23 protein-coding genes and 1 pseudogene are annotated in these 26,355 nt (G+C 39.6%); 9 read left to right on the top strand and 15 right to left on the bottom strand.

Going from position 1 to position 26,355, the window contains the following annotated elements; genetic code table 11:
• The 6 genes from F3G98_RS06425 to F3G98_RS06400 form a co-directional block, all read right to left on the bottom strand.
• On the bottom strand, positions 1-763 hold a 763-nt coding region (locus tag F3G98_RS06425), incomplete at its 3' end, for an energy transducer TonB (protein ID WP_223231324.1).
• Positions 764-794: 31 nt separating this feature from the next.
• Positions 795-1,178 carry a TonB system transport protein ExbD gene (exbD, locus tag F3G98_RS06420; RefSeq protein WP_103608650.1) on the bottom strand — a complete coding sequence of 128 codons (384 nt, stop codon included), beginning with the start codon at positions 1,176-1,178 and terminating at the stop codon, positions 795-797.
• The gene (gene exbB, locus F3G98_RS06415) at positions 1,165-1,593 is read right to left on the bottom strand and encodes a TonB-system energizer ExbB (RefSeq protein WP_035142272.1); all 429 of its coding nucleotides are present in this window, start codon (positions 1,591-1,593) and stop codon (positions 1,165-1,167) included. Before exbB ends, exbD begins: the two co-directional genes overlap by 14 nt.
• Before the next feature lie 219 nt (positions 1,594-1,812).
• Positions 1,813-2,469: a cysteine hydrolase family protein gene (locus F3G98_RS06410; protein ID WP_103608649.1), complete on the bottom strand. Its 657-nt coding sequence runs from the start codon at positions 2,467-2,469 to the stop codon at positions 1,813-1,815.
• On the bottom strand, positions 2,469-3,455 hold the full coding sequence (locus tag F3G98_RS06405) for a sensor histidine kinase (protein ID WP_103608648.1): 987 nt from the start codon (positions 3,453-3,455) through the stop codon (positions 2,469-2,471). Before F3G98_RS06405 ends, F3G98_RS06410 begins: the two co-directional genes overlap by 1 nt.
• Positions 3,452-4,285, bottom strand: a complete 834-nt coding sequence (locus F3G98_RS06400; protein WP_103608647.1) for a DUF234 domain-containing protein — start codon at positions 4,283-4,285, stop codon at positions 3,452-3,454. The genes F3G98_RS06405 and F3G98_RS06400 overlap by 4 nt, the downstream gene beginning before the upstream one ends.
• Before the next feature lie 110 nt (positions 4,286-4,395).
• On the opposite strand from F3G98_RS06400, the gene F3G98_RS06395 reads away from it, so the two are divergent.
• The 6 genes from F3G98_RS06395 to F3G98_RS06370 all read left to right on the top strand — a co-directional run bounded on the left by F3G98_RS06395 (position 4,396) and on the right by F3G98_RS06370 (position 12,272).
• Positions 4,396-5,724 (top strand): aminotransferase class V-fold PLP-dependent enzyme, encoded by a 1,329-nt coding sequence (locus F3G98_RS06395; protein ID WP_103608667.1) that lies wholly within the window; start codon positions 4,396-4,398, stop codon positions 5,722-5,724.
• A complete protein-coding gene (thiD, locus tag F3G98_RS06390; protein WP_411160832.1) occupies positions 5,717-6,469 on the top strand; it encodes a bifunctional hydroxymethylpyrimidine kinase/phosphomethylpyrimidine kinase in 753 nt (250 codons plus the stop codon). The genes F3G98_RS06395 and thiD overlap by 8 nt, the downstream gene beginning before the upstream one ends.
• Entirely contained in the window at positions 6,462-7,076 is a 615-nt protein-coding gene (thiE, locus tag F3G98_RS06385) for a thiamine phosphate synthase (RefSeq protein WP_103608646.1), read from the top strand. Before thiD ends, thiE begins: the two co-directional genes overlap by 8 nt.
• Positions 7,077-7,354: 278 nt before the next feature.
• The gene (locus F3G98_RS06380; protein WP_103608645.1) at positions 7,355-8,098 is read left to right on the top strand and encodes a hypothetical protein; all 744 of its coding nucleotides are present in this window, start codon (positions 7,355-7,357) and stop codon (positions 8,096-8,098) included.
• 267 nt (positions 8,099-8,365) lie between these two features.
• Complete coding sequence (locus F3G98_RS06375; protein ID WP_149712586.1) at positions 8,366-10,447, top strand: dynamin family protein; 2,082 nt, start codon at positions 8,366-8,368, stop codon at positions 10,445-10,447.
• Entirely contained in the window at positions 10,440-12,272 is a 1,833-nt protein-coding gene (locus F3G98_RS06370; RefSeq protein WP_149725913.1) for a dynamin family protein, read from the top strand. The genes F3G98_RS06375 and F3G98_RS06370 overlap by 8 nt, the downstream gene beginning before the upstream one ends.
• A 176-nt stretch (positions 12,273-12,448) precedes the next feature.
• On the opposite strand, the gene F3G98_RS06365 is transcribed toward F3G98_RS06370, so the two are convergent.
• Both F3G98_RS06365 and F3G98_RS06360 read right to left on the bottom strand, forming a co-directional pair.
• Positions 12,449-13,555 carry a D-TA family PLP-dependent enzyme gene (locus tag F3G98_RS06365; RefSeq protein WP_149725912.1) on the bottom strand — a complete coding sequence of 369 codons (1,107 nt, stop codon included), beginning with the start codon at positions 13,553-13,555 and terminating at the stop codon, positions 12,449-12,451.
• An 88-nt stretch (positions 13,556-13,643) separates the two neighbouring features.
• Positions 13,644-16,097 (bottom strand): molybdopterin-dependent oxidoreductase, encoded by a 2,454-nt coding sequence (locus F3G98_RS06360; RefSeq protein WP_149725911.1) that lies wholly within the window; start codon positions 16,095-16,097, stop codon positions 13,644-13,646.
• Positions 16,098-16,250: 153 nt separating this feature from the next.
• On the opposite strand from F3G98_RS06360, the gene F3G98_RS06355 reads away from it, so the two are divergent.
• The 3 genes from F3G98_RS06355 to F3G98_RS06345 are packed head-to-tail and all read left to right on the top strand — an operon-like array spanning position 16,251 to position 17,752.
• Positions 16,251-16,544: a putative quinol monooxygenase gene (locus tag F3G98_RS06355; protein WP_103596887.1), complete on the top strand. Its 294-nt coding sequence runs from the start codon at positions 16,251-16,253 to the stop codon at positions 16,542-16,544.
• A gap of 32 nt (positions 16,545-16,576) precedes the next feature.
• A complete protein-coding gene (locus F3G98_RS06350) occupies positions 16,577-16,798 on the top strand; it encodes a hypothetical protein (RefSeq protein WP_002941152.1) in 222 nt (73 codons plus the stop codon).
• 51 nt (positions 16,799-16,849) lie between these two features.
• On the top strand, positions 16,850-17,752 hold the full coding sequence (locus F3G98_RS06345) for a Cj0814-related protein (protein WP_149725910.1): 903 nt from the start codon (positions 16,850-16,852) through the stop codon (positions 17,750-17,752).
• Between the two features lie 319 nt (positions 17,753-18,071).
• Here F3G98_RS06345 and F3G98_RS06340 read toward each other — a convergent pair whose 3' ends face one another.
• From F3G98_RS06340 to F3G98_RS06315, 7 genes and pseudogenes are all read right to left on the bottom strand, one after another.
• A complete protein-coding gene (locus tag F3G98_RS06340) occupies positions 18,072-20,810 on the bottom strand; it encodes a M16 family metallopeptidase (RefSeq protein WP_149725909.1) in 2,739 nt (912 codons plus the stop codon).
• Between the two features lie 100 nt (positions 20,811-20,910).
• Positions 20,911-21,627: a basic amino acid ABC transporter substrate-binding protein gene (locus F3G98_RS06335; protein WP_103567719.1), complete on the bottom strand. Its 717-nt coding sequence runs from the start codon at positions 21,625-21,627 to the stop codon at positions 20,911-20,913.
• Between the two features lie 345 nt (positions 21,628-21,972).
• A complete protein-coding gene (locus F3G98_RS11115; RefSeq protein WP_411160833.1) occupies positions 21,973-22,563 on the bottom strand; it encodes a methyl-accepting chemotaxis protein in 591 nt (196 codons plus the stop codon).
• Between the two features lie 549 nt (positions 22,564-23,112).
• Positions 23,113-23,838: pseudogene (locus tag F3G98_RS11110) on the bottom strand (cache domain-containing protein); the annotation flags it as partial.
• Between the two features lie 215 nt (positions 23,839-24,053).
• Complete coding sequence (locus tag F3G98_RS06325) at positions 24,054-24,824, bottom strand: basic amino acid ABC transporter substrate-binding protein (RefSeq protein WP_149725907.1); 771 nt, start codon at positions 24,822-24,824, stop codon at positions 24,054-24,056.
• Between the two features lie 11 nt (positions 24,825-24,835).
• Positions 24,836-25,564: an amino acid ABC transporter ATP-binding protein gene (locus tag F3G98_RS06320; RefSeq protein WP_149712124.1), complete on the bottom strand. Its 729-nt coding sequence runs from the start codon at positions 25,562-25,564 to the stop codon at positions 24,836-24,838.
• Positions 25,557-26,267, bottom strand: coding sequence for an amino acid ABC transporter permease (locus tag F3G98_RS06315; protein WP_012140157.1), 711 nt, complete (start codon positions 26,265-26,267; stop codon positions 25,557-25,559). Before F3G98_RS06315 ends, F3G98_RS06320 begins: the two co-directional genes overlap by 8 nt.
• Positions 26,268-26,355 lie beyond the last annotated feature (88 nt).

The raw sequence follows: 26,355 nt of genomic DNA, 5'->3' as shown, positions 1-26,355 counted from the left end.
TAAATGCTATAGGAAAGCGAAGATAGCGAGCTTCTTTTGGCTTTGGAAACTCAGAGCTTGCTTTTTTGACATTTTCTAAAGCACCATTGTCAAGCGACTCAAAGCCTGAACTTTTAGTAACCTTTAGCTCGTCTATGCTGCCGTCTGTTTTAAGCAAAAATCTAACTTCAACAATGCCTTGATGCTTCATCCTTCTAGCGTTATTTGGGTAGTTTTTATGCTTTTTCACAGCCGCTATGACCTTGCTAAAGTCCTCATCGCTTTGCGCGTTTGATAAATTTAGCTCTTGGGCTACTTTTTGAGCTGGAGCTGAGGCAATAGACTTATTATTTGCTGGTAAATTTGAATTTACAGCAGGTGCTGGGGTCGCGGTAGGAGCTGGCGCAGTGATAGCAGGTTTTGGCTCCACCTTTGGCTCTATTTTTGGCTCAGGGCGAGGCTCAGGCTTTGGCAGCGGCTTTTTCTCCACTTTTTTAGGTTCAGCTTTAGGCTTTTCTATCTTTTTTGGCTCTGGTTTTGGCAGTGGCTTTGGCTCCACTTTTGGCTCCGGCTTAGGTTCTGGTTTTGGTGGCTCTGGCGGTGGTGGTGGAGCTGGAGGTGTTGGCTCTGGTATTAGCACTTGTTCGCTTATCTGCGGAGCCGAAGTTTGCGGCACTGGAGTGAATGAATTTAGAGCTATTTTTATAGGTTTTTGCTCGCCTATCTTTATCTCACTAAAGTTATGTGAAAGCAAAAAATAAGCCGCTGCTACATGCACTATCACCGATACTGCTAAGCCACTATAGTTTGAAATTTTACTCAGAGACTGTTTGGATTGCAAAGTTTTCGTGTCCCTTTTCTTTTAATATATCTATGACCTTCACAAAGCTCTCAAATTTAGCGTTTTTGTCGCTTTTTAGCTGCACTAAAGTCTTAGTATCAATGGCATTTAGCTTATCTTTTAGTTCATCTTCTGAAATTTCTGCATCATCTATAAAAAATTTATTATCTTTATCGATAACAACACTCACTTTTTTCTCATCCTCTTTATCTTGCTGTGCGCTTTTGGCGCTTGGTAGATCGACTGCGATCTTGCCTTGGGCGATAAAGGTCGAGATGCTTAGCACGATGGCTAGCAAAACGAGCATGATATCGATAAATGGGACGATATTTAGCCCATCTTTTTTATTTAGACGCATTTTCGGCCTTGTATCTGTTTATCATGACATCGACTTTTCTAACAAAGCCGTTGTAGATCATAAGCGTTGGGATCGCCACAAGTAGGCCAAATGCCGTCGCTTTTAGCGCTAAAGATAGGCCGATCATGATACTTTTTGTATCGATGCCACCTGCCATACCCATGTCGTAAAATGTGATCATGATGCCAGCAACTGTGCCAAGAAGTCCGATATATGGAGCATTTGAGTAGATGATGTAAAGTGTGGTTAAATTTTTTGTTAGCGCCTCATCGAGCTTTTCGATGTTTTTGTAGCCATTTATATCGACGCGTGAGTAAAAAATGATACGCTCGATCGTATACCAAAGCACAAAAAAGCTCATGACGCCCAAAATACCGATGATTATATAGTCAATGTTGTGTTTTAAAAGTTCCATAATGCCTCTTATTTTTAAAATTTGAGCGTGATTATAACTATATTGATAGTTAATGTCAAATACATTGTAAAAATGTAATCTAAAAATATTTTATAAGAAGAGAAATTTAAAAAGAACAGGTCTGAAGATTAGCGCAAATCTGCGTTATTAATTATATTAATACGATAGATAAGCGCTAAATTTTATAATTTGATAATTGTTTTTAATATAAATATATGGCTAAATTTCTAGCTCTTTTACCACACGTGCATTTAGTGCCATTTGCATGTGGTGTAAAAATACATTTTGGTAAAAGTCCCCACTATGCCCTGGAGCGTCGTAAGTTTGCACTAAATTTGCTGGCACGATGATCTCTCTTTTTAAATTTTGCTCATTTGCACTAAGTCTTAGGTGAGAAACAAGCTGATAGATGCACATATCGGTGCAGTCGCCCATAATGACAAAGCTATCAAATTTACTTATAAATTTATTAAACTCCTGCGAATAAGCGATACTAAGTGAGTTTTTATAAAAAGTCTTCATCTCACTAAAAAAGTCTAAATTTCGTAGCTCATCAACTGCCTCTGCTTCATTTTGCCCTTTTAAAGCATGAGCTGGGAAGCTCGCAAACTCAGCTGAATTTGGCTCATGAGCATCCTGGATGAGGATGAAATTTTTAAGGTCAAATTTATCCCTTGCTAGCTTAAAAGTATCTGCTATGCTCTTTGAGAGCTCACCCACACGCTTGCTAGCTAGTGCGCCTTCACAGCAAAAGCCATTTATCATATCAACGCTTATAAAGACCACTTTTTCGCTGCCATTTTTAAAAATTTCACTAAATTTAAGCGCTCTTAGGCCATTTTGCCACGCATTTAGCTCATCTAAAATTTCACTCATCACTTCTCCTTTATAGGTAAATTTATACAAAATGTCTTTGGCTCAAGGGTTATCTCTATGCTGCCCTTGTGCGCCTCGATGATCTGCAGGCAAAGGTGCAGTCCTAGGCCATTGCCCTTTAGTTTGCTCGTCTTAAATGGCTCAAAGACGATGTTTTCATTTTTTATAGAAACTCCGCTGTCATAGACTATAAATTTATGTTCATTTGGCGTCTTTTCGTAGCTTAGTCTCACCACACCTTCGTCGTTTTCGTCCTCTTCGATGGCGTCTATGGCGTTAAATAAAATGTTTTGAAAGACCATCGCGATGAGGTCAAAGTCGCCACTATAAAGGGCGTCAGGAAAATTTAGCTCAAAATTTATATCTTTTGAATATTCATAAAATTTAAGCGCCTCCTCGCACTCGCTTTTGATATCTAAAAAGTTAAATTCCCTTGGCGTGATACTAAGCCCTTTTGTAAAAAGAAGTGTGGCTTTGATGATGCGCTCAACTCGCCAAATTCCCTTTTGTATCTGCTCGACGATAGGCAAAATTTTTGGCTCAGCCCTTTTTAAAAGGGTGGAATTTAAAAGCGAGATAGAGCCTATGGGGTTTCTTATCTCGTGAGCCAGGTGCGCTGCTACTTGACCCATCGAGGCTAGGCGCTCGGTGCGTTTTTCCTGCGTTATGTCGGTAGCTGAGATGATCTTTTTGTCATCTTTGATCACCTTTTTGACTAGATAAATTTGTGAGCCAAAGTTTAGCTCGCCCTCATCTTTTGGGACGAAATTTAGCGCTTTGCCAAGCTTTTGCGCCTCTGAGTTTTGCAAGAAAATTTCATCATTTTCATCAAGCACCCAAATGGCATTTGGCAAAATTTCTACGATATCTTTTATAAAACCTTGCAAGCCCATATAAGAAGCGGTCAAATTTTTATACTCTCGCTCTATCAGATAGGTCTGCTCTATCAGGCTTTTTAGGCCATTTTGTATATCGATATCACTCACAGCAACTCCTCATAATCTTTTATCTCATAAAGCCTAAGCCGCTCATCTTTTAAGCCCAAAAGCTCGTTGCTAAAGCCACTTTTTGAAAAAAGCGCCACGATATCAGGCTTTATGCCTAGTCTTTCGCACTTGTGAAGGACTAAATTTAAGACATTTTTGCAAATTTTTCGCTCTTTATACTTTGCCTCGCCGACTATTATCTTGCCATTTATGCTAAAAAGCATGTCTAACTCTATATTTTTGCTCCAAAATGAGCTTAGCAAAATGCCATCAAACCCAAGCTTTTTAGCCATTAGCTCGCCACTTAAAAGCTCAAAGCCAAGGCTTGCGTATTCATCAAATTCTTTTCTTATAAGCTCTAAAATTTCTTCACTCCTACCCTCTTTTAAAAGGCTTAAATTTGGCTCGATAAATCTAAACCAAAACCTTGAAAAATGGCTGTTGAAGTGAATTTTATCCTCTATCTTATAAGCTCGCTCGCTCTTTTTTAAAATTTGGCGTTTGTTTTTTACTCGTGGCTTTTCTTGGCTCTTTTCAAGCACTAAAAAATCCTTACTAAAAAGCTTTGCATAGACCCTATTTGTCATGCTTTGGGGTAAAATTTTATTTACGCTAAATTTCTTTCTGTCGCTTCTAGCTAGCTTAATTAGAGCCATTTTGATGGCCTCGTCGCTGTCCTCGTCAAAGTAAAACCTAGCCATCAAATTTTTATAATCATCTAAAATTTCAGCCTTGATCGCCTCAAAAACATCGTAGTATGAGCCCTTTAATAAAAAGTCATCAAAAACAAGATGAAATTTTATAACTTCAGCAATACCAAGGTGCTTCATCCGCTCAAATGTCGATTTTATGGCTAAAATTTCGTATCCTTTGTGTGGCGGATTGTAGCATATTTTTAGAAAATTTTAATTATAATCACGCAAAAACTAAAAGGCTAAAGTTGGTAAATTTAGAGCACATTAGAAGAGATATTATTTTAAAAAAAGGGATACATTATTTCGACTACACCGCCTCAGGACTTGCGTATAAGCCTATCGAGGACGAGGTCGCTGATATCTTAAAAACCTACGCCAACACCCACTCGCTAACATCCTCAAACGCCTATAAAACGCAGCTTTTATATGATAACGCTAGAAGCGAGCTAAAGCGCGCGCTTGGGCTTGATGATAGGTTTTATCTCATAGCCACTGGATATGGCGCGACTGGTGCGATCAAGAAATTTCAAGAGCTTTTGGGGCTTTACGTGCCTCCAGCTGCTAAAAGAAGGTTTGATCTAAAGCCAAACAACGACTCGCCGCTAGTCATACTTGGCCCTTACGAGCACCACTCAAATGAGGTGAGCTTTAAAGAGGCACTTTGCGAGGTTGAGCGCATAAGGCTGGCAAAAGATGGTGGTATAAATTTTGGGCATTTGGAGCAAATTTTAAAGATAAACCAAGGGCGTGAGATCATCGCTAGCTTTAGCGCAGCCTCAAATGTCACAGGCGTCATAAGCGACTACAAGCAAATTTACACGATGGTGAAGAAATTTGGCGGTATCGTGGCATTTGACGTGGCGAGCCTTAGTGCTTATGCAAATTTAGACTGCGACTATTTTGACGCTCTTTTTATCTCGCCGCACAAGCTTCTTGGCGGAGTTGGCAGTTGTGGGCTACTAGCCATCAAAAAAGTGCTAGCAAATGACGATGTGCCAAGCTTTGCAGGCGGTGGCACGGTAAGCTACGTGAGCAAAAACTACCATATATTTTTAAAGGATCAAGAGGCACTTGAAGAGGCTGGCACACCGCCTATTTTGGGGCTTATACGTGCAAATTTAGCCTACAGGCTAAGAGAAGAGATAGGGCTTGCTACTATCTATGAAAACGAGAGCGAGCTTAGCGACTATCTTTGCCAAAGGCTAAGAGAAATCCCAGAGCTTATAAGCTACTGCCCGCCAAATTTAAAGCGGCTTGCCATTTTTTCATTTAATGTAAAAAACGTAGCTCCATACGAGCTTTCAAAAATTTTAAGCAAAGAGTATGGCATACAAACACGTGCTGGCTGCTCGTGCGCAGGCTCGTACGGACACGACCTTTTGGGGCTAAAAGAGGATCCAAATTTCACCCACAAGCCAGGCTGGGTGAGGGTTAGCCTGCACTATACGCATACCTTTGAGGATATTGATTATTTGGTGAGTGCGATCAAGAAAAGTATCGAGAAATACGCACTTTCATGGCAGGTCAAAGACCCTTTTGACGTAAAAGAGATAAGTGGGTGTGTGGGTGAGTAAAAAAAATGTTTTGATAGTTGCTGGAAGCGACAGCGTCGGTGGTGCAGGAGTGCAGGCGGATATAAAAAGTTGCGAGGCGTTTGGCTGCTTTAGCGCAAGCGTCATCACAGCCGTGACCGCGCAAAATACAAATGGCGTTAGCAGCGTGCTTGCTATGCCAGCAAAGATGGTGAAAACGCAGTTTGAGATGGTGTTAGCTGAGCTTGATATAGACGCTGTGAAGGTTGGCATGCTCTTTAATGAGGAGATAATAGCCGTTGTAAGCGAGTTTTTAAAGGAGTTAAGAGCTAAAAATGTGCCAGTTGTCATAGACCCAGTTTGTGTGGCAAAGTCAGGTGCAAAACTGCTAGAAGATGGGGCGATCGAGGCGCTAAAAGAGCTTTTAAACCTTGCAAGTGTCGCCACGCCAAATGTAGATGAGGCTAGGATTTTGGGTATTAATTTTACAAATTTGCCTTGCGATATGGTGCTAAAGCGAACGAAGGTTGATGAAATTTGCGAGGATACGCTCTATCTAAAAAATGGTGACGCTATGAAATTTAGCGAGGAGCTTTTTGAGCCTAGAGTGATGCACGGCGCTGGTTGTAGCTTCTCAAGCTCGCTAGCGGCCATTTTAGCGCAGCAAAGTGATCTAGTAAGCGCCATAAAAATGGCTAAAAAATTTGTGGCAAATGGGATAAAAAATGCTCATAAAAGTAAATTTGGCGCACGGCTTATAGATCATAAAGCAGGGCTTAATGGCTGAAATTTACGCTATTAGCGATGATATTTTAATGCCTGAAAATTTGGCTTTGGAGTACGCAAGAGAGATTTTGGAGTGCGGGGTTAAATTTTTTCAGTTTAGGTCAAAAAAAGCGGTCAAAAATGAGAAGCTTGCGAGTGAAATTTTAAATTTATGTGAGAAATTTGGTGCGAAATTTATAGTAAATGACTATGTCAAATTTGCTAAAAAGATAGGCGCAAAGGCCGTTCATCTAGGCAAAGAGGACGAGGGCATAAAAGAGGCGTTTGAGATTTTAGGCAAAGACGCATATGTGGGCGTTAGCTGTTATAATGATATAAATTTAGCCATAAATGCCACTAAAAATGGTGCTAGCTACGTTGCTTTTGGCTCTCTTTTTACAAGCCCCACAAAGCCAAATGCCCCAAAATGTGGGCTTGAAGTAGTTAAAGAAGCAAAGCAAATTTTAAACCTACCTGTTTGCGTGATAGGTGGCATAAATGAGACAAATATCGGCTCGCTCTCTCATGCCAAACCTGATCTCATCGCCGTCATCTCAGCGATCTACAAAGATGGTAACATCAAAGAAAATATCAAAAATTTACAAAAGATAATTGAGCTAAATTTCTAAGCCTAAGCTGGTTTTAGCAAAAATTTGTTTTGAAATTTAGCAAAAACACATATTGCATAGGTAAAAATTTAAATTGTAAATCTATATTTTGCAAATTTAAAACTCTCACTGCTAGCAAGAATCGACCGCTAGAATTATTCATTTATAAAATTTATTTTTTCTTAATTTTTCTAAAATTATTTTAATAAATTATATTTATGTAATTTATTTTAATAAAATCATAATAATTTAAACTTTAGTTTGGTACTATTTTGTCAAATTTACAAAAAGGTAAAATGATGAAAAAGGCTCTATTTCTAGGATTTAGCGCACTTTTATTATTAGTGGGCTGCAAGGAAAGCAACATAGGCATTGTTAAAAACTACATTTTAAAAGGTAATAAATCAATAACAATAGGCTCAGCGATAGATAGCTTTAAAGGCTGTACAAGCACACAGTGGCAAGACATCAGTAGCGACGATAAAAAAGTGGTTAAAGTAAGCTGCGTGGTGGGGAAAAATGTACTTGAAGATGAGTTTGAAAGAAAAAATAGCGGCTACATAAAAGCTCTAAATAATGCCAAAGCTGCTCAGCAAAAAAGAGTTGATAACAGCCTTGAGCTAGCACTTGATAGCGCAAATAGCATATTAAAGGACGGCAAAAGCATAGACAAAGAGACTATTTTATCCACCGCAAACAAGCACTGTAAATTTGATCCGACAAAAGAAAGTGCTGGCTACCTAGCCTCTGTTAGCTGTGACCTTGAGTTTAAAAACGAGCTTGCTCAAATTTTAGATATCAAACAAAAATGGGTCTTTGACAACGTCGTAGCCCAAAGCAAATATGCCGCCTACTACTCGCAAAAAGAGCCAGAAGTGATCTATTTTGGTGAAAATACTAAAAAGATAAATGAGAGAGTTATTGAGCTCACTTTCACAATAAATAACGATAAAAGTGTGAGCATCTCAAAGGTTACAAAGATAGATGACGGTGATACAAAAGATATAAACCGCGGTTTGGTTGCGATGTTTTATGCAAGATAAATTTTGCTACTAAAACAAATATCTTTAAGTTTAAAAGTATTACATTTTAAAAGCAATGCTCTCACTTATTTGCAAGAGCAAATTAGCTATTTTAGAAATTAAAGTTGTATTTTACTTGTAACTAAAACTCGGTGCTTTTTTGATACTATTTTTTGTATCTGTGTGAAGTTTTCTTATATCTTTTTGCTTGAGCGCCATCCTCATTTTTTGATAGCTTCATAAGTAAAAATTTAATAAAATCCCAAAATATCAACAAAAAGAGTCTTTATGGATGAGTTTTTAAAACAGGCTTGGCGTGCAAATAAAATTTATACAAATGCTGCTGCTAGCGTGCCATTTTACCCAGATCTGCTAGCTCTTCTTCTAGTTTGTGACGAGAGAAATTTAGATCAGTTTATGGCGCTTGATGAGTTTAGAGCGGTGCTAAAAAGGCTTAAAATCGAGCTTGATATATTTAGCATACAAAGTGCGCAGCTTGCGACTCTTAAGGCACTAAACGAGGCTAAAATTTCAAGCGATGAGATAGTAAAATATCTAGAAATATTGCGTGATGAAAAGATCATAGATGATGAGAAATTTACCTTTTTAGAAAAGATCATAAGCAAAAACAAGGGCGCTAATGAGGCTAAAATTTCTCATACAAAGCCAAAAGATCACTTCCATAAAAACCTAGACTTTTTAAACGAGATAAACGAAAAAGCCAGCTTGCTTGATAACGAAAAAACATTTTTAGAGGCGCTTGTAGCAGCCAAAAAAAGATCAAACGAAACGCTTTTTAACATAGCTGCAAGTGGCGTCATAAACTCTGGCAAATCAACCCTTTTAAATGCCCTTTTAAACAAATCCGTCCTTGGCGCTTCAAACGTGCCAGAAACGATAAATTTAACCATTTTAAAATACTCCAAAGATAGCTTTGCGAGGGTAAATTTTTACACCTTAGATGAGCTTTTAGCACTTGGCGTACCAAGCGAAAATTTACCAAGCAAAAGTGTAGATATCGGCATAGACGAGATAAAAAACTATACATCTTCAAGCTCAAAAACAGCAAATCTTGTAAAAAGTGTCGAGCTTTATGACGAATTGGAGCTTTTAAAGGACAATGTCTGCATCATAGACACGCCAGGCATCGATGATGCGGTGGTTTTAAGAGAGCAGATCACTACAAATTTTATGAGAGAGTGCGACCTTTTAGCTCACCTGATGAACGCCTCACAAAGTGCCACGCAAAAGGACGCACTATTTTTGAAAAAATGCCTTGAAAACTCGCATATCGTAAGGCTTGCCGTGGTACTAACTCACGCTGATGAGCTAAGTGCCAAAGAGCTAAACGAGACGCTAAACTACACTAAAAAAGCGATCGGCGAGCAGATAAATGGCGTGGAGATTGATTACTTTGCACTTAGTGCAAAAAGCTACTTAGAAGGCGCTGCAAATAGCGGTGTAGAGGAGTTTAAGGACTATCTTTACGAGGTGCTCTTTGGTAAAAATTCTAAAAAATCAGCCCTTATCTTAAGCTCGTATCAAAAGGAGCTAAAAAATATTCTAAATAGCAAGCTTGAAGCTACTAAGGCTGAAATTTTGTCGCTCAAAGCTTATGAAGTAGAGCTTAAAAAGCTTCAAAATGAGCAGGCAAACGTCAAAAACGCACTTAGTGAAAATTTCTCTAAACTTGAAAGTCTAACTCAAAATGAGCTTGCAAAACTTGAAAGTAGCAACACCAAAAATATCTATAAAATGGGGCTTGAGACACTTTTACAAAATCTAAACGACAAGGTAAAAAGTGAGATAGCTTACTGCAAAAGTAAAAAGCAAAGCTTAAATTTTGAGCGTCTAGAGCAAATCGCAAAAACGACGCTTCGAGACGGTGTGATGGCACTTATGAGAGAGGCTAGAAACGAGACTTTAGTGCAAACAAAGGCTTGCGAGCAAAATATCGCTTTAAATTTTGATGATTATGTTATGAGCAAAGATGAGATTTTTAACATCAATGACTTTTTAGAGCAAATGGGCGTAAAGCTTGAATTTAAGGAGCTTTTAGCTGCATTTAGAGCGAAAATTTCAAGTGACGCAAGTGAAGCACTTTTAGGCTTAAAAGAGGGTTTGCTAAAAGATAAAAATATCTCTCAATTTTGTGAAATTTTAACTGACCACGAAAAAAACCGCCTTTTAAACCTCATAAAAACCTATGAAAGCGCTCAAAAAGCCACGCTTGATAAGAGGCTAAAAGAGCTAGATCGTGAGCTAGAAAAGCTTAGCTCGCAAAATCAAAACTCACTTTTAAAACTAAAAGAGCAAAACGCCTTGCAAGATGAAATTTGCTCGCTTTTAGGGGAGCTAGAAAATGTTTAATGAGTTCATAAATGCCTATAAGGCGAGATATTTTAAGGTTTTTACAAGTGACTTTAAGGGCGAGCTAGCAAGGCTGGTAAATGAGCTAAATGATCCAAGTCTGCACGCAAGCGATGAGATAAAAGAGAGCCTAAATTTACTAATCGACACTCTAAATGAGCCGCCTCTAATCGCCGTCATCGGTCAGTTTTCAAGTGGCAAATCAACCTTCCTAAACGCACTTCTTGGCGCAGACGTCCTGCCCTCAGGCCTCACACCAGTCACCGCTAAAGCCGTGCGGCTAAAATTTGCGAAGATGCCGCTTCTTAGCGTGAAATTTACAAATGGCAGCGAGAGCTTGCTAGCTAGCAGCGAGCTTGCAGAGCTAAACGCCATGAGCGAGCAGATAAAGAGCATGACACTTTATGCGCCAAGTGAAATTTTAAAAGAGGTAAATTTCATCGACACGCCCGGGCTAAACTCGCTACGAGATGCCGATACGAAAGAGACCAAAAACACGCTAAAAAAGGTCTGCGGCGCGATCTGGCTAAGCCTTGCAAATAACGCAGCAAAGGCTAGTGAGCTTGAAAGCGTAGAAGAAATTTTAAGGACAAACGATCTAAAGGCTCTTTGCTTCATCAACCAAAAGGACAAGCTAAGTCTTGACGAGCTTGAAAGCTTGCTAAAGCACGCTAGGCAAACTTATGGCGAGCTTTTTGAAGATATCATCGCCATCTCGTCAAAGCAAGCACTCCATGGCATCGCAAATGAAAACAAGAGCGAGCTAGAAAGCTCAAATTTCGCTAAAGCACTAAGTGCGGTAAAAGAGGCATTTTTAAATGCGAGCTTTAAAGAAAATTTCATAAAAGCAAGGGCGAAAAAGATAGTAAATTTTTTGATTAGCGAGCAAAAAAACCGCCTAAAAGTTTATAGCGCAGCTGATGAAATTTTGGATAAATTTAATGCCACGCTTGAAGAAAAACTAGAAGCGATAAAAGAGGAGTTTAAGCCTAAAATCGCCCTGCGATACAGCGATATGAGCGAGGCTATCAAGCTTGCAAGCGACGAAGTTTTTAAGCTGCTTAAGCCATTTTCTAGGACAAAATTTAACCCAGCAAAGACGCTTTTAAACAAAGAAATTTATAAGCGTGAAAATTTTGAAATGATAAGCCTTGATACGGACGAGGTCTTTTCAAAGCTCATCTACGAAGACGTCGTTTTTTCTAAATTTTTTAAACGCTATAAAAGAGATCTAAAAGAGCTTGAAAATGAGATCATATCGGCTTTTGATGAGCTTTATAAAAGTTTAGAAGATGAGCTTTTCATCTACAAATCTCGCTATGAGAGCTTTAATCCATTTGATGAGTTTGCCTCAAACTACGAGACAAAATCGATAAATACCTACGCTGGCAGGACCTATGAGAATTTTTTAAGAGAGTATGAAAATGCCAAATTTAAGGCAACGCAAAAGATATCGCTCTTTTTTGAAAAGCTGGACGTAAAGGTTGCGTCAAACTACGAAAATGCGCTTAAACTTGCGGTTTATTTTCTAAAGCAAAAGATCGAAAACTCGCTAAATTCGCACCTGCAAATGAGCACGCCACTCTACATCCCAAGCGCAAAAGAGGTTTTTGAGCGCATGCTAAACGCCTTTAGCCTTTATGAATTTGACGATCTTATGTGCTCAAATAACTCTTTTTTAAATAAAACTTTGCTTGATATAAAGACCGAATTTAATGAAATTTACGCCCAAAAAATAGCGATGCTTGAGCGCCTAAAAGCAAAGCCAAAAGAGCAAATTTTAAAGCTAGAAAAACTACAAGAGAGTTCGGTGATATTAAAGTAAAATTTGAACTCAAACTGCGCGTGCAAGTGTCAAGCAAATTTTAAAATTTCATGAGCGAGTAATTTCGGCTCTAAAATTTGAGCTAAACTATAAGCGAAGCCAAATTTTAGTAGTCAATTCTTGCGAGTGAGTGAAAGTTTAAAATTTGAGTTTTTACATAAAACCAAGGCAAATCCTTATTCTATCTTACCTCTTGCCAAAACTGGTACTTTTTCGCAGACCTCATCGCCACTTATGAGATAGGCGTAGTCGTATAAATTTACCACTGGGCAGACGTGGTTTGGATAGATGCGAACAAGATCGCCCACGCGCACGCTTTTTGCAAATTTCTCGTTTAAGATGATCGCATGCTCGTCAAATAGGCTGTCTATCCACACCTCGTGCTCTGCGATGAGCCCCATGCCAGGCGTCGTGCAAAAGCCCTCGCTGCGCCTCTCTTTGGTTAGCGCCTTTGCCCCAGCATCAAGGATCGTGCGGGTCGCAGTCGGCCTTGAGATCACTGTGGCAAGCACGCTAGCGGCGTTCATATCAAAGCTGCCATAAGCATTTGCCTGCGACGCATCCATAAATATATATGTGCCAGGGCGCAGCTCCGTAACGCCTTTTGGTATCTCAAAGTCGTTTATCAGCGATGGCGTCGAGCCTATGCTAACAGTAAAATTTTCATACCCAAACTCACGCGCGATATCAGCAAATTTTAGCGTTCTCTTGGTTGCCACCCTAAAAATTTGCTCGCACTCACGCTTATCTTTTGCCTTGTACGAGTGACCATCATGCGAAAAAACACCGCAAAATTCCGCGTTTTTGCACTCTTTAAAAGCGCCCATCAAAGCTCTAAAATCGCCCTCTTCTATGACGCCTGAGCGGTTTTCGCCAACTTCTATCTCGACAAGCAGCCTAGCTATCTCGCCAGCCTCGCCAAAGACCTCATCAATGAGCCTTAAAACGCCCACGCTATCGACGCCAAAGCTCACTTTTGTGCCAGATCTTAAAAGAGCTATGATGCGAGCAAATTTCTGCCTTGTGACGATCTCATTTGCGATGAAAATGTCGTTTAGCCCCTCTTTTGCCATCACTTCAGCTTCGCCCACCTTTGCCACCGTGACGCCCTTTGCGCCGCGCTCTACTTGCAGTTTTGCAAAGTATGGCATCTTGTGCGTTTTGGTATGTGGTCTTAAGCTTACGTTAAATTTATCAGCATATTTTTGCATTTTGTCTAAGTTTTTTAGCACTATCTCTCTGTCTATGAGCAGCGCTGGAGTGTCTATTTCAGCGATTTTCATTAGCTATCCTTTCTTTTTTCTTAGATTTTAACTCTAATTATTTAAAAAAGGATAGCTTTTGGCACTTTAAATTTTCAAAGTGTTACTTTTAGGCCTTTCTTGCGCCGATCTTTGGTGCGTCAAACGCCCTGACACGCTTTGGCGTGCCCTTAAATTTCTCGACCTCGACAAGGCTCGTGTGAGCGGTGTTGCTCTGGCTCATCTTGCTTGATGGCACGTCTTTTGTGAGCACGTTTAAATTTCCATGCAAGCAAAGGCTCTTCTCGCCTGGCACATCTGGGTCGTACCAAGCGCCCTCGCTCACGATAACAACGTTTTGTGGCACGTCCTCAGTCACAAATGCACCACACAAAATTTCGCCCCTGTCGTTGTAAATTTTCACCACGTCACCCATTTTTATCCCTCTAGCCTCGGCTGTTTTTGGGTTTATGAGCACTGGCTCGCGCTCTGCGATCTCGTTAAAATGGCGAAGCACAGAGTTATTTAGCTGCGAGTGAAGTCTAAATTTAGAGTGTGCGCCGCTGATGGCGATAGGGTATTTTTTATTTTTTGCGCCCAGCCACTCAAATGGCTCAAGCCACGTCGCATGCGGTGGGCAGTCATCGTAGCCAAAGCCAGCGACCGTTTCAGAGTAAATTTCTATCTTGCCAGATGGCGTTTTTAGCGGATTTGCCACTGGGTCATCGCGGAATTTCTTGTAGTTTGTAAAGTAGCGTTTTTTCTCATCGACCTTGTCAAATCTAAAATATCCCTTCTGCCAAAACTCATCAAAGCTTGGCATGCTCTCATACCCAAGCCCAGCAGCCTTTTTAACGGCATCTTCGTAAATTTCTTTGACCCATTCTAGCTCGCTTTTGCCCTCACTAAATGCCTCTTCTCTGCCCCACTCTTTTGCGATGAGCCTTGCGATCTCGAAGTCGCTTTTACTCTCGCCAAATGGCGTGACAAGCGGCTTAATGGCAAAGAGATATTCGTTTGTTGAGTTTGCCATCTCGATGTCCGTTCGTTCGCACTCAAGCGCAGCTGGTAGGACTATGTCGCTAAATTTAGCCGTGCTCGTCCAAAATGGCTCGCAAGTGATGATCGCACTAACTTTTTGCATAGCTTTTATCGCCCTGTTAGTCTCTGGATGCCTTGTAAATGTCGAGCCATTGGCGTTAAACATCACTCTGATCTTTGGTAGCTTGTAGCTCTTGCCATTTCTAGTTATCTCCTTACCAGGGCTTAAAAGCGCGTCTATGAGCCTTGAGTTTGGCAGCTCGTAGCCCTTAGTCTTTGGCACTAGCCCACTATCAATAAATTTTTGTGGCACCTTCGTCTCAAAAGCCGCTAGTTTAGGCGCTATATAGCTTTCATCAGCGTTTTTGTGCATGCCGTCATTTGTGACAAAGCCACAACCCTCTTTGCCGATGTGTCCAAGCATCGCATTTAGCGTCACTAGCGCCCAGTAGGCCATCTCGCCGTGATCTTGCCTTTGGATGGCGTAGCCACTAACTATGACTGAGTCGTTTTTGGCTAGATCCTCGCTAAATTTCGCCAGCTCTTGCTCGCTCACGCCACAAATTTTGCTTGCCCAAGCTAGGTTTTTATTGACCCCGTCTTTTGTGCCAAGCATATATTCTTTAAATTTATCAAAGCCAACGGTGTATTTTTCTATAAATTCTTTGCTATAAAGCCCCTTTTCAAAAAGGTAGTTGCACATACCTATCATCATCGCCGTATCAGCGCAAGGCACGACTTCAAGGTATTTTGCGCCAAAATATCTTGCGCTTTCGTTGTGATAAACGTCTACGCTATAAATTTTCATCTCGCCGCTCTCGCCTTTTTTTCTGATCTCATCGTAGTATTTATATGAGTTGTGAAGTGGCACGCCAATGGCGATCTTGTTTGAAACGACTGGGTTTGTGCCCCAAAATACGATCGTTTTGGCATTTTTTAAGATAGCCTCCCACTTTGTTGGTGCGAGCGTTGGATCGATAAAGCCAGTGATATGCGGCATGATGACAGTCGCTGCGCCGTATGAGTAGCCACCAAGCTCATTTACATATCCGCCAAGCACGTTAAGTAGCCTCTTTGCGGTCTTTTGGCTGTGACCAACTTTACCAAGGCTACCCCACTGATAAACCTGTCCGTAGATAGCTTCAGCGCCGTATTTATCAAAATTTTCTTTTAAAATTTTCGCACTTAGCTTTATCGCCTCGTCCCAGCTCACACGCACAAATTCCTCTTTGCCACGAAGCTCTGGCTTTGGGTTGTTTGGGTCAGTCAAAAAGCTCTTTCTAACAAATGGATATTTTACACGGCTTTCGTTTTGGATATGATCAAGAAGTGCGTTGTTTAGCTCATTTGGGCACGCATCACCCTCAAATGGCTCGGTCTCTACCACGCGACCTGCGATAGTTTTTACATAAAATGGGCCAAATTTGTTCGCACTTAGGCCGCTTTGCTTGTCAAAAAGTGCCTGAGCTGCTCCGTCAAGTTCTTTTGCTTGAAGGCTTGCTGCGCTTAAGGCGCCTAGCTTTAAAAAGTCTCGTCTTTTCATTTTTTCTCCGATATTTGGTTAAATTTGTTTGGTTTTATGAGTTATAAATTTACTATTTTGTATCATCTTGTCATGAAAAGGCCTTGTAATGTAATACGCAAACTTGCGTCTAAATTGCGTTATTTTAGCCAAAAAATATTAAAGGATAGGCAAATGGTAGGATTTTATGTAAATGTAAAGTTAAAAGCTGGATGTGAGGCGAAATTTGAAGAAATTTTAAAAGAGATCGTGCCAGCTTCAAGAAAAGACAAAGGCTGCATAAGCTACGAGTGCGGCGTAGTTGCAGGCACTAAAAGCGAATACTGCTTTATGGAGAGCTGGGAAAATTTAGAAAGCCAAAAAGAGCATATGAAGAGCGCTCACATGGTGAAAAACGCAGCTGCTCTGGAGGCTTGCAAAGAGAGCCAAGAGGTAAAAATAATAAATTTTATAAGCACAAAGGAATAATATTTGCTTAAAAAGGGGCAAAATTTAGAAAAATGAGCGAAGAAAAGATGCTTGAGATGATAAACGCGACTGCCGATATTATGTTTATGGCTATACTTAGAGGGCGTGTGAGCCTTGAAGCCTGCAAAAAGGACAAGGAATTTATCGACGCCCTAAGAGAAGAGCTGCTTAGCAAAAACCCAAACAAGCTCAAAGTCGCGCAAGACTCGCACCAAATGATCGCCATTTTTGAAAAATACCGCAATAAAAAATAATCCCACTTAAAATTTAAATCCATTTGCCGATATAGTGTTAAAGGATTTGACATGATAAATGCGCTAAATGGATTTAATCAAAGCTTTAACTATCAAGACGCTTTTAATAAACAGCCAACGACTATCGCAAATTTAGGCAAGGTAAAAATTTCTCCTAATTCTCTAGACTTCAAGCATCTATCGCTTTCTGGCTACTCGTCAAATGATAAAATTTCTATCTGGGGCAAGATAAATGGCATCGATAGTTCTATGAGTAAAGATGAAGTGGCTAGCCTTAAAAATTTCGTTGATAGCACGAAGCTTTGGAGGTTAAATTCCATCCTAACCAGCGAGAAAAACGGCTTTAGCGTAGATGAGTTTAACAAAACCTATCACATATCCGCTAATGCCACCGACGCTCTTGGCATCATAATCAATCAAAATAATGGCGCGCTTCATCTAAGCCCTGAAGCTAGAAATTTGCTAGATTCTGATCTAAGCATAGATGAATTTAAAGACAAATGGCTGGAATTTACCGCCGAAAGGATACTTGGCGAACATGCAAATGTGAAAATTTCTTTTAAAGACGGGGCTTTGCAATACGAGCAAACATCGGCTAAGAAGCGCATAGATATCTTAGGTCAAGCGATGCTACAGCGTGTAAGCTACGCTGATAAAAACAGCAAAGATGAGTTTTTGAAATTTCTAAAAACAAGTTATGAAAAGGGCGAAAATATCGCTGATGTGCTGCAAAATATCGCTCTTGTGCCAGTTAGGGAAGATGGCGATGAGGATATAGAAGAAGAGAAATTTAAGCCTATGCAAGTTACCAAAAAGAGCGTGACTTACACGGATAAAGACATAAAACGTGAGTTTTTTGAGGAATTTATCAGGCGCGAGGTCGAAAATGGCGCAAGCTTTGATGATCTAGTGCAAAAGCTAAACAAGCTAAAGCCAAAGGATATACTGGCTTAGCTTTAAGTTTAAATTTTGGGGGCTGGCTTGGTTCTTAAAATTTCTACTCAGGTTTAAATTTAAAAAGCCTGTTTAACTCCCAAAAAATCTACTCGGGCTTAAATTTAAAGAGCTAGCCTAGCAAACTAAATTTTTATTTAGAGCTAAATTTCTGGAGGCTGGCTTTGCTACTCAAATTTCTGCTTAAGTTTAAATTTCTTGAGACTAGCTTAGCTCTCTAAATTTCTACTCGGGTTTAAATTTTAAGAGCCAGTTTAACTCCAAAAAAATCTACTCGGGCTTAAATTTAAAGAACCAGCCAGCCTAGCCCAAAAAATTCCTACTTCGGATTATTTATACTTATCACCATATTTTTCTCATCAAGATATAGCCTAGCAGCCTCTTTGATGTCGTCATTTGTGAGCGTTTTGACCGCATCTATATACTCATCAGCCGTGTAAAGTGGCGTGTTAAAAATTTTATTTGAGATGATGAGATTTTGCCAAAACTCAGGCTTTTCGTAGTCTTTTTTTATAGAAATTTCACTCTGCGCCTTAAAATCCTCCAAATGCTTTGGCAAGAGCGCGCCATCACGCTTAATGCTAGCTATTATCTCTTTTATCTCGGCGATGATCTTGTCCGTGTTTGCAGGGTCGCAAGTAAAGCCGATCACCGCCTTTGAGTGCTCATACGGATAGCGAGCGAGCCTAGCGTTTAGGCTAAAGCCGTATGTTTGGCCTTTGTCCTCTCTGATCTTTTCACGAAGCGCCGTTTTTAGGACCGAGCTTAGCGCTCTTAGTTTGACCACCTCTTTGAAGCTGTATTTTGTATCTAAATTTACGATATCCACGCTCACATCGCTTCTTTTTGTGCTTTGATACTCCCTTTTAAAGGTGTGCTCTCCCTTGATGCTTCGCACGCCATCATCTTTAAAATTTTCAGCCTCGCCAAGCTTTGGCAAGGTAGCGATATACTTTTTAACAAGTGGCAAAAGCCTCTCCTCGTCGGTGTCGCCGATGATTACGAAGGTGTATGAGGCTGCGTTTGTAAATTTATCTTTGATAATCTCTTTTAGCTCATTTAGCTTTAGCGCATCAATCTGAGCCATCTCAATGGGCGCTACACGCCTATTATTTTCGTAAAAAAACTTACTAAATTCGGTGCTAAATTTATATTCAGGTAAATTTTGCTCTTTAGCTAGCTCATCTTTTGCTCTTTGTTTTATCCTCTCAAGCACGTTTGCATCGGCTCTTGGGGAGTTAAACTCTAAATTTATAACAGCCATTAGCGAGTCAAGATCGCCCGTGCTAGATGAGCCGTAAAAGCCCTGCATAAGCTCCTCTATGCTCTTTTCGTAGCTTACTATCTTGTCGTTTAGCACCTTTGAAAGCTCGTAGTTGTTAAATTTGCCAACGCCACTTTCATTTGTGAGCGCAACCGCAAAGCCGCCAAGCTTAGGATCAGCAAGATCTGAAGTACCGCCCTTGCTAATGGCCGCAAACAAGATGCTATCTTTTTTGGTGGCTAGTGGCTTAAAGATGACTTGCGAGCCATTTGGCAGCTTATAAGTATAGATGCCATGCTTTTGATCAAATTCGCTAGAGACTATATCTTTTGGCTCTAAATTTTCATTGCCAAGGCTCTTATTTAGGCTCTGGTTAGCTAAATTTGTATCGTAAGGTTTTGCTTCATCTTTTAGCTTTAAAAAGGCATCTTTGCTAAGTTTAAAGCCATCTTTGCTAAAGACCCTCACGCGCTCATCAGGTATGGCTAAAATTTGCCTAAATCTAGCATTAACATCCTCTAGCGTGATCTCATTTAAGAGCTTTAGGCTAAGGTTTTTGCTATCTTCATCGCTTAGCACAAAGCCGCCATTTTCGATCATATTTAAAATTTCACCTGCATAAACGCTTGATTTTTTAGTTTTTGAGCGTTTAAATTTAGCCTCTACATTTGCCACAAACGCCTTTTTCACATCGGCAAAATCGCCTTTATTAAAGCCAAATTTCTCAATGCCCTTTAAAACGCTTAACATATCTTTAAGGCTGGCGTTAAAATCATCTCCGATCACATTTGCCTCAAAACTATAAATTTTTTGCTTTGCTTGAAGCGTTTGCGCCATAAAATCAACGCTTAAATTTGATGAATTATTTGCATTTTTTTGCTCATAAAGCATATTTATAAGGCTTGCTATTAGCGCATCTTTTAAATTTCTCTTCACATCAGCCTCATCCAAGACTGGCTTAAATTTATCAAAAAAGCTAAGTCTTACAAACTGAGCCGCCGTCTCGTTTGCGTCGTAGTTAAAGACGTTTAGCCCATCTTTAAAAGCGATGCTTTTATCTGGATGAACGTATGAGTTGCTGTTTTTTGCTGCGCTAAAGCTTTTTTCTATCAGAGCTTTTATCTCATTTTTATCAAAGTCGCCAACTGCTACAAAGCTCATAAATCTTGGCTGATAAAGCCTCTCGTAAAACTCTTGCATGTGCTTAGCATCTACGCTTTTTATCACGTTCATATCGCCTATAGGCACTCTTTTTTGATAGATGCTGCCAGCAAAGATGTCCTTGCTTTGGGCAAGATAGAGCCTATATGCTGGCGTGTTTCGCTGGCGCTCCTCCTCCATTATGACGCCTCGCTCCTTATCAAGCTCGCCTGCGTCGATCTTCACGCCATCGATCCAGTTTGAAAAGACCTTGAAAACGTCCTTTAAATTTTTCTCATTTACATTTATGCTTAGCGTGTAGCTCGTCTGATCATAGCTCGTTTGCGCGTTTAGATCAGCGCCAAATTTAACCCCAAGACTCTCAAGCTGTTTAATGAGCTCATTTTTGCTAAAGTCACGGCTACCATTAAACGCCATGTGCTCCAAAAAGTGTGCAAGCCCCTGCTCGCCGTCTTTCTCATCAGTAGAGCCTGAGTTTACGACTAGGTAAAAGATAGCTGTATTTTGCGGGAGTTTATTCTCTTTTATGTAGTATTTAAGCCCGTTTTTTAGCTCGCCACTTAGCATATCCTTGTCATTTTGCAAGGCAAAGAGACTAAGTGCTAGGCACAAAAGTAGCAGAATTTTTCTCATAATCCGTCCTTTAAATTTCTATGTAAAAGCGGATTTTAGTATAAATTTTAAAATGCAAGATAAAGCTAGCCTGCTAAATTTGCAGGCTAGTTGGGAGGTGTTATTTTAGTTCGTATTTTTTAAGCAGTGCGTCGTAGCTGCCGTCTTTTTTCATCTCATCTAAAATTTGATTTATCTTAGCGATAAGCTCACTCTCTTTATTTTTGTCAAAAGCTATTGAAAAGCCCTCGCTACCATCAACCTCTTTGAAAAACGCCTCTACTTCAGGGTTTTTCTTGATAAAGCCATAGCCTATCGAGCTATCAAGGATAACCGCGTCAAATTTGCCAACTTTTAGCCCCATGATGAGTGGCACAGTATCTTCTGAAGGCACTACTTTTGCGCCATTTATCGCATTTGCAGCTAGCTCTTGGATGGTGCCTTGTTGCACGCCTACTTTTTTGCCAGCTAGCTCCTCTTTAGCTTTTAAAGCGTCGTTGCCTTTTTTCTTTAGGTAGATGTTTTCAGTTAGGTAGTATGGCTTTGTAAAATCAATCGACTTTAGTCTATCAGGAGTCGCACTCATCGCACTTATGATGCCATTTATCTTGCCAGCTTTAAGCGCTGGGATGAGGCCATCGAAGCTCATATTTACTATCTTATATGAAAAACCAGCACGCTTTGAAATTTCATCTATAAGATCGATGTCAAAGCCTGTTATTTTGTTGTTTTCATCGATGTATTCAAATGGCGGGTAGTTTGCCGCTGTACCAAATTTTAGCTCATTTGCACAAAGAGCAACAAAAGCTGTCAGTAAAAGAGCAAAGATCTTTTTCATGTCTATCCTTTAAGGTGATTTAATGCCCTAATTATCGGCATTTATCTATTAAAATTTGTTTAAATTTAGCGTAATGACAGAAATTTACATAAGCTTGTAAAGTGTATAGTTACGTGTGTCAAAAGAAGTCTAGCAAATTTTAAAATTTCATGAGCGAGTGTATCTAAAATTTATTAGAGCTTTCGAAACGCATGCGGCACAATAGTGCTATCGCATGCGCATCTAACGTGCGAGGGGATTTTACTCGGGCTTCGCCTCGTAACTGCAAGCAGACGTGGGATCTAAAGGGAGATAAGGGGACGGCTTCGTAATTCAAGTCCCCTTGTCCCCCTTTGGATAAAAAAGCTAGAATTTCTTCTTCCTAACCTCTTCAACTATGGCTTTAGCCATCTCATCTACTTCTGATGTTACTTCGTTTGCTTGGTTTGCAATTACAACATTTTCTTTTGTTAGGTGATCTATTTGAGCAACTGATTGATTTATCATGTTAATTCCTTCACTTTGCTCTTTTATAGATTCACTCATCTCATTTATTGATTGAGCTAGGACATTTGTATTTGCTTCTATCTCACCTAGAGATTTTTGAGTTCTTTCTGCTAGTTTTCTAACCTCATCAGCAACAACAGCAAATCCTCTACCATGTTCTCCAGCTCTTGCTGCTTCTATTGCAGCATTAAGTGCTAGAAGGTTTGTTTGATCTGCTATATCTCTAATGATAGTTATGATGTTTTTAATTTCATCACTTTGTCTTATAACATCAGCTGTCTTTTGAGAGATGGCATTCATTGAGCTAGACATTTGCTCAACTGCAGCTGCACTTTCTTGTAAGCTATTTGCTTGAGTGTTTGCTGAGCTTGCTACTTTTGATACTGAGCTAGCTAGAAGTTTAGCTTTTTCTTCTAGTACTTGAGCTTGGTTTAGATTGTCATTTAGCATTTTAGATATTTCTATGCCAAGAGAGTTTATACCACTTGCTATCTTACCATCATCATCAAGTCTTTTTGTAAAGTCTTGGTTTTTATAAGTGTTTAGTAGATCAAGTACATCTTTACCATTACTTGAGATTGCATTTTTAAGAGCAAGCTGGAGATCTTTAAATGTGCTTTTTAGTTGATTTAGTGCTGGGTTATTAGTATCAGCTTCTAAGCTTGCTTCATAGTTGCCATCTTTTATCTCATTTACAAAGGTGTTGGCTTTTTGGATGAAGATACTTTGATCTTTCATACCATCTTCAATGGCCTTTGTGTTTTTGTTTATTAGCTCTGCCATTTGACCAAATTCATCTTTAGATGTTATCTCTATAGGCTCTGCTTTATTTGTCTTATGATTTAGTAGATCAAAGAAAGATAGCAGGCCTGTTTTTAGTTTGAGGATGATTTTTAGGAGGTAAGACGATAGATAAAGCGAGAGCAATAATCCCAAAATAAGCACCACTACAAGCACTCCAACAGATGCATAAGCAAGTGAGTTTAGATCCTCTAAAAGCTCGTCTTTATCAAGCTCGCCGATAAGATACCAGCCCATACTTTTGATATATTTTGAGCCGATCAATAAATTTCTGCCATCTTTATCTAGCGAAATGTAGCTGCCGTTTTCGTTAATCAGCTTTTTAAGGTTTGCATCGCCAACTAAATCTTTTAGATTGCCGCTTACGTCTTTACCGATCTTGATGTCACCTTTTTCATCGACAAGTAGAAATTTACCGCCGCGACCTATCTTTTGTGACTGGACAAAATTTACTATCTCGCTTAAATTTACGCCAGTTGCTGCGATACCATAAAATTTATCATCTTTTTGAACTTTGTAGTTTATATACATCATTATCTTGCCACTGCCGTCTTCAGCCTTGTTGATGTCGATTAGGCTTGGGCTACTACCATCTTTTAAGGCGTAGTACCATTTGTCATTTTCTGGGTTAATGACCTTTAAAATTTTATCTTCGACATAGTAGTTTAGGGTTTTGTCTGAGCCAAACATTATTGTATCTAGCTTTAAATTTTTAGTAAGAGTTTGAAAATAATCAAACAAGACCTTTCTGCCGTGCTCGTCCTCGCCATTTTTGACCCAGTCTATTAAGAAGCTATTTTGAGTTATTTGATAAGAAGCGTCGATTATCTTATCGATGTAAGATTCTATTTTATAACCAACTTCATTGACAGCAAGTGGGAATTCTTTACTTTCGACCCTGTCGGTATATAAATTTTTAGCCATGTTATAGGTCACAAGACCAACCACACTAACACAAACCAAAAGCATGACACTTAGCACAAGTGCCGTTCTCATCCTGAGTGACTTCATTATATTCTCCTTAAATCAAATTGACAATTTTATTACAATATATTTAAATAATATTTAATTTTATAAATTAGAAATTTGTGAGATTTTTTGCAAGAAGCATCCTGCCTCTTGCAAATTTATATTAGGATTTATTTTTTAAGGTCGTATTTAGCGAGCATTTTGTCAAATTCACCAGATTTTTGTAGCTCTTCGATCGCAGCATCTATCTTTTTGATAAGATCAGTATGTTTGCCCTTATCAAATGCCATCGCAAAGCCCTCTGTGCCGTCAGGAAGTCTTAAAAACTCTTCTAAGTCTGGATTTTGTTTCAAAAACTCAACACCTATTGGGCTATCGGTTAGCACAACATCGATTTTGCCAGCATTTAGTGACATTATAGCTGCCGCTACATTTTCAGCTGGGATTGACTGAGTTGTGATATTTTTAGCTGCCTCTTCTTGAAGCGTGCCAACTTGAGCTGAAATTTTCTTATCTTTAAGGTTATCTTTATTTACATCTGAGCCTTTTTTGCGGATAAATAAATTCTCTGAAAAATAATATGGCTTAGTAAAATCAACAGACTTTCTTCTCTCATCAGTTGCACTCATGCCGCTTATCGCGATATCGATCTTGCCTGTTTTTAAAGCTGGTATTAGCCCATCAAAACTCATATTTGCAACGTCAAATTTGATCCCAGTTTTTTTAGTGATCTCATTTAGAAGATCGATCTCAAAACCAACGATTTGATTTTTATCATCAAGATACTCAAATGGAGGATAATCAGCGCTTGATCCTACCTTATAAACTACCTCTTTGCTAGCTTCTGGCGCAGTTGCAGCTGTTTTTTTGCCACTATCATCACCACAACCTATAAAAAACATAACTAACCCTAACGCTAAAACTTTTAATAAATTTTTCATTTTACTCCTTATTAGTGATTTAAAATTTTACCTAAAAACTCTCGCAGACGCTCGTGCTGCGGATTTGTAAAGACATTTTTTGGCGTATCATCAACTGCTATCTTGCCTTTGTCCATAAAGAAAATTCTATTTGCCACGTTTCTTGCGAAGCCCATTTCGTGGGTCACCACAAGCATCGTTATGCCCTTTGCTGCGACATCTTTCATGATATCAAGCACCTCGCCGATCATCTCAGGATCTAGCGCACTTGTTGGCTCGTCAAACAGTATCACTTCTGGATCCATAGCAAGGCTTCTAGCGATGGCGATACGCTGCTTTTGACCGCCTGAGAGCTTGTGCGGATAGGCAAATTTCTTATCGCTTAGCCCAACACTCTTTAGCAGTTCATCTGCCCTCCTCTCGGCACTCTCTTTGTCTAAGATCCCAGCTTTTATCGGAGCTAGGGTCAAATTTTGCAAGACATTTTTATTTGCAAAAAGATTAAAGTGCTGAAATACCATGCTCACTTTTTGGCGAATTTTATTTATGTCTAATTTTTTATTTAGGATATCTTCGCCATTTATCTTGATATGTCCGCTATCTGGCTCTTCAAGACGGTTTATGCAGCGCAAAAATGTACTTTTTCCACCGCCACTTGGACCAATTATCGCTATGACTTCACCTTTTTTGATATCCACGCTGATGTCATTTAAAACACACAAATCGCCATAGCTTTTGTTTAAATTTTTAATCTCAATCATGGCGATTTAGTCTCCTCTCAAGTAGTTTCACCAAAAGGGTGAAAAATTTAACGCTCACGTAATATACAATGCCCGTAAAAATGACTGGCTCTGGGCTGTAAAACACCGCCTGCAAGCTCTTACTTTGCATCGTGATATCAACGACGCTTATGTAGCCAACGACTGAGGTCTCTTTAAAAAGTGAGATAAACTCATTTGCAAGTGCTGGCAAGATATTTTTAGTAGCTTGTGGGAAGACTATCTCACGCATCGAAACGTAGTAGTTTAGCCCCATCGCCCTAGCTGCCTCCATCTGACCTTTATCGACGCTATTTATGCCGCTTCTTACGATCTCAGCGACGTAAGCCGAGCTATTTAGTCCAAGTGCGATCACAGCGACATAAAAGTTGTCACTCCAAGTGGCGAAAATCACCACTGAAAATATTAGAAGTTGAAGTATTACAGGTGTTCCACGCAAGATGTCGATATACTCGTCTATGACGAAATTTAAAACCTTGATATCTAAAAATTTAATAAAAGCTAAAATAAATCCAAGTGTTATACCTATAGCAATACCGCCTATAGTAAGGCCTAGCGTCACTCCGTAACTTTTGATATATGCGATCTCTTGCGCCTCGCTGAGATCTCTTGGATAGAAAAAATATGTTCCAAGCGAGACAATTATTATAAAAAATAGAAATTTGGCTAAATTTTGAGCGTTCAACTTCGTCCTTTCTTTAAAATGTAGCCTTAAATGATACGAAAAAATATATATCATTTTGCTTAAAAATTTTTAAGGAATGAGCCCGCTC

Origin of the sequence: Campylobacter concisus (genome assembly GCF_902460895.1) — a bacterium.
GTDB classification, from domain to species: domain Bacteria; phylum Campylobacterota; class Campylobacteria; order Campylobacterales; family Campylobacteraceae; genus Campylobacter_A; species Campylobacter_A concisus_BC.
This window is presented reverse-complemented; position numbering and strand designations above follow the sequence as displayed.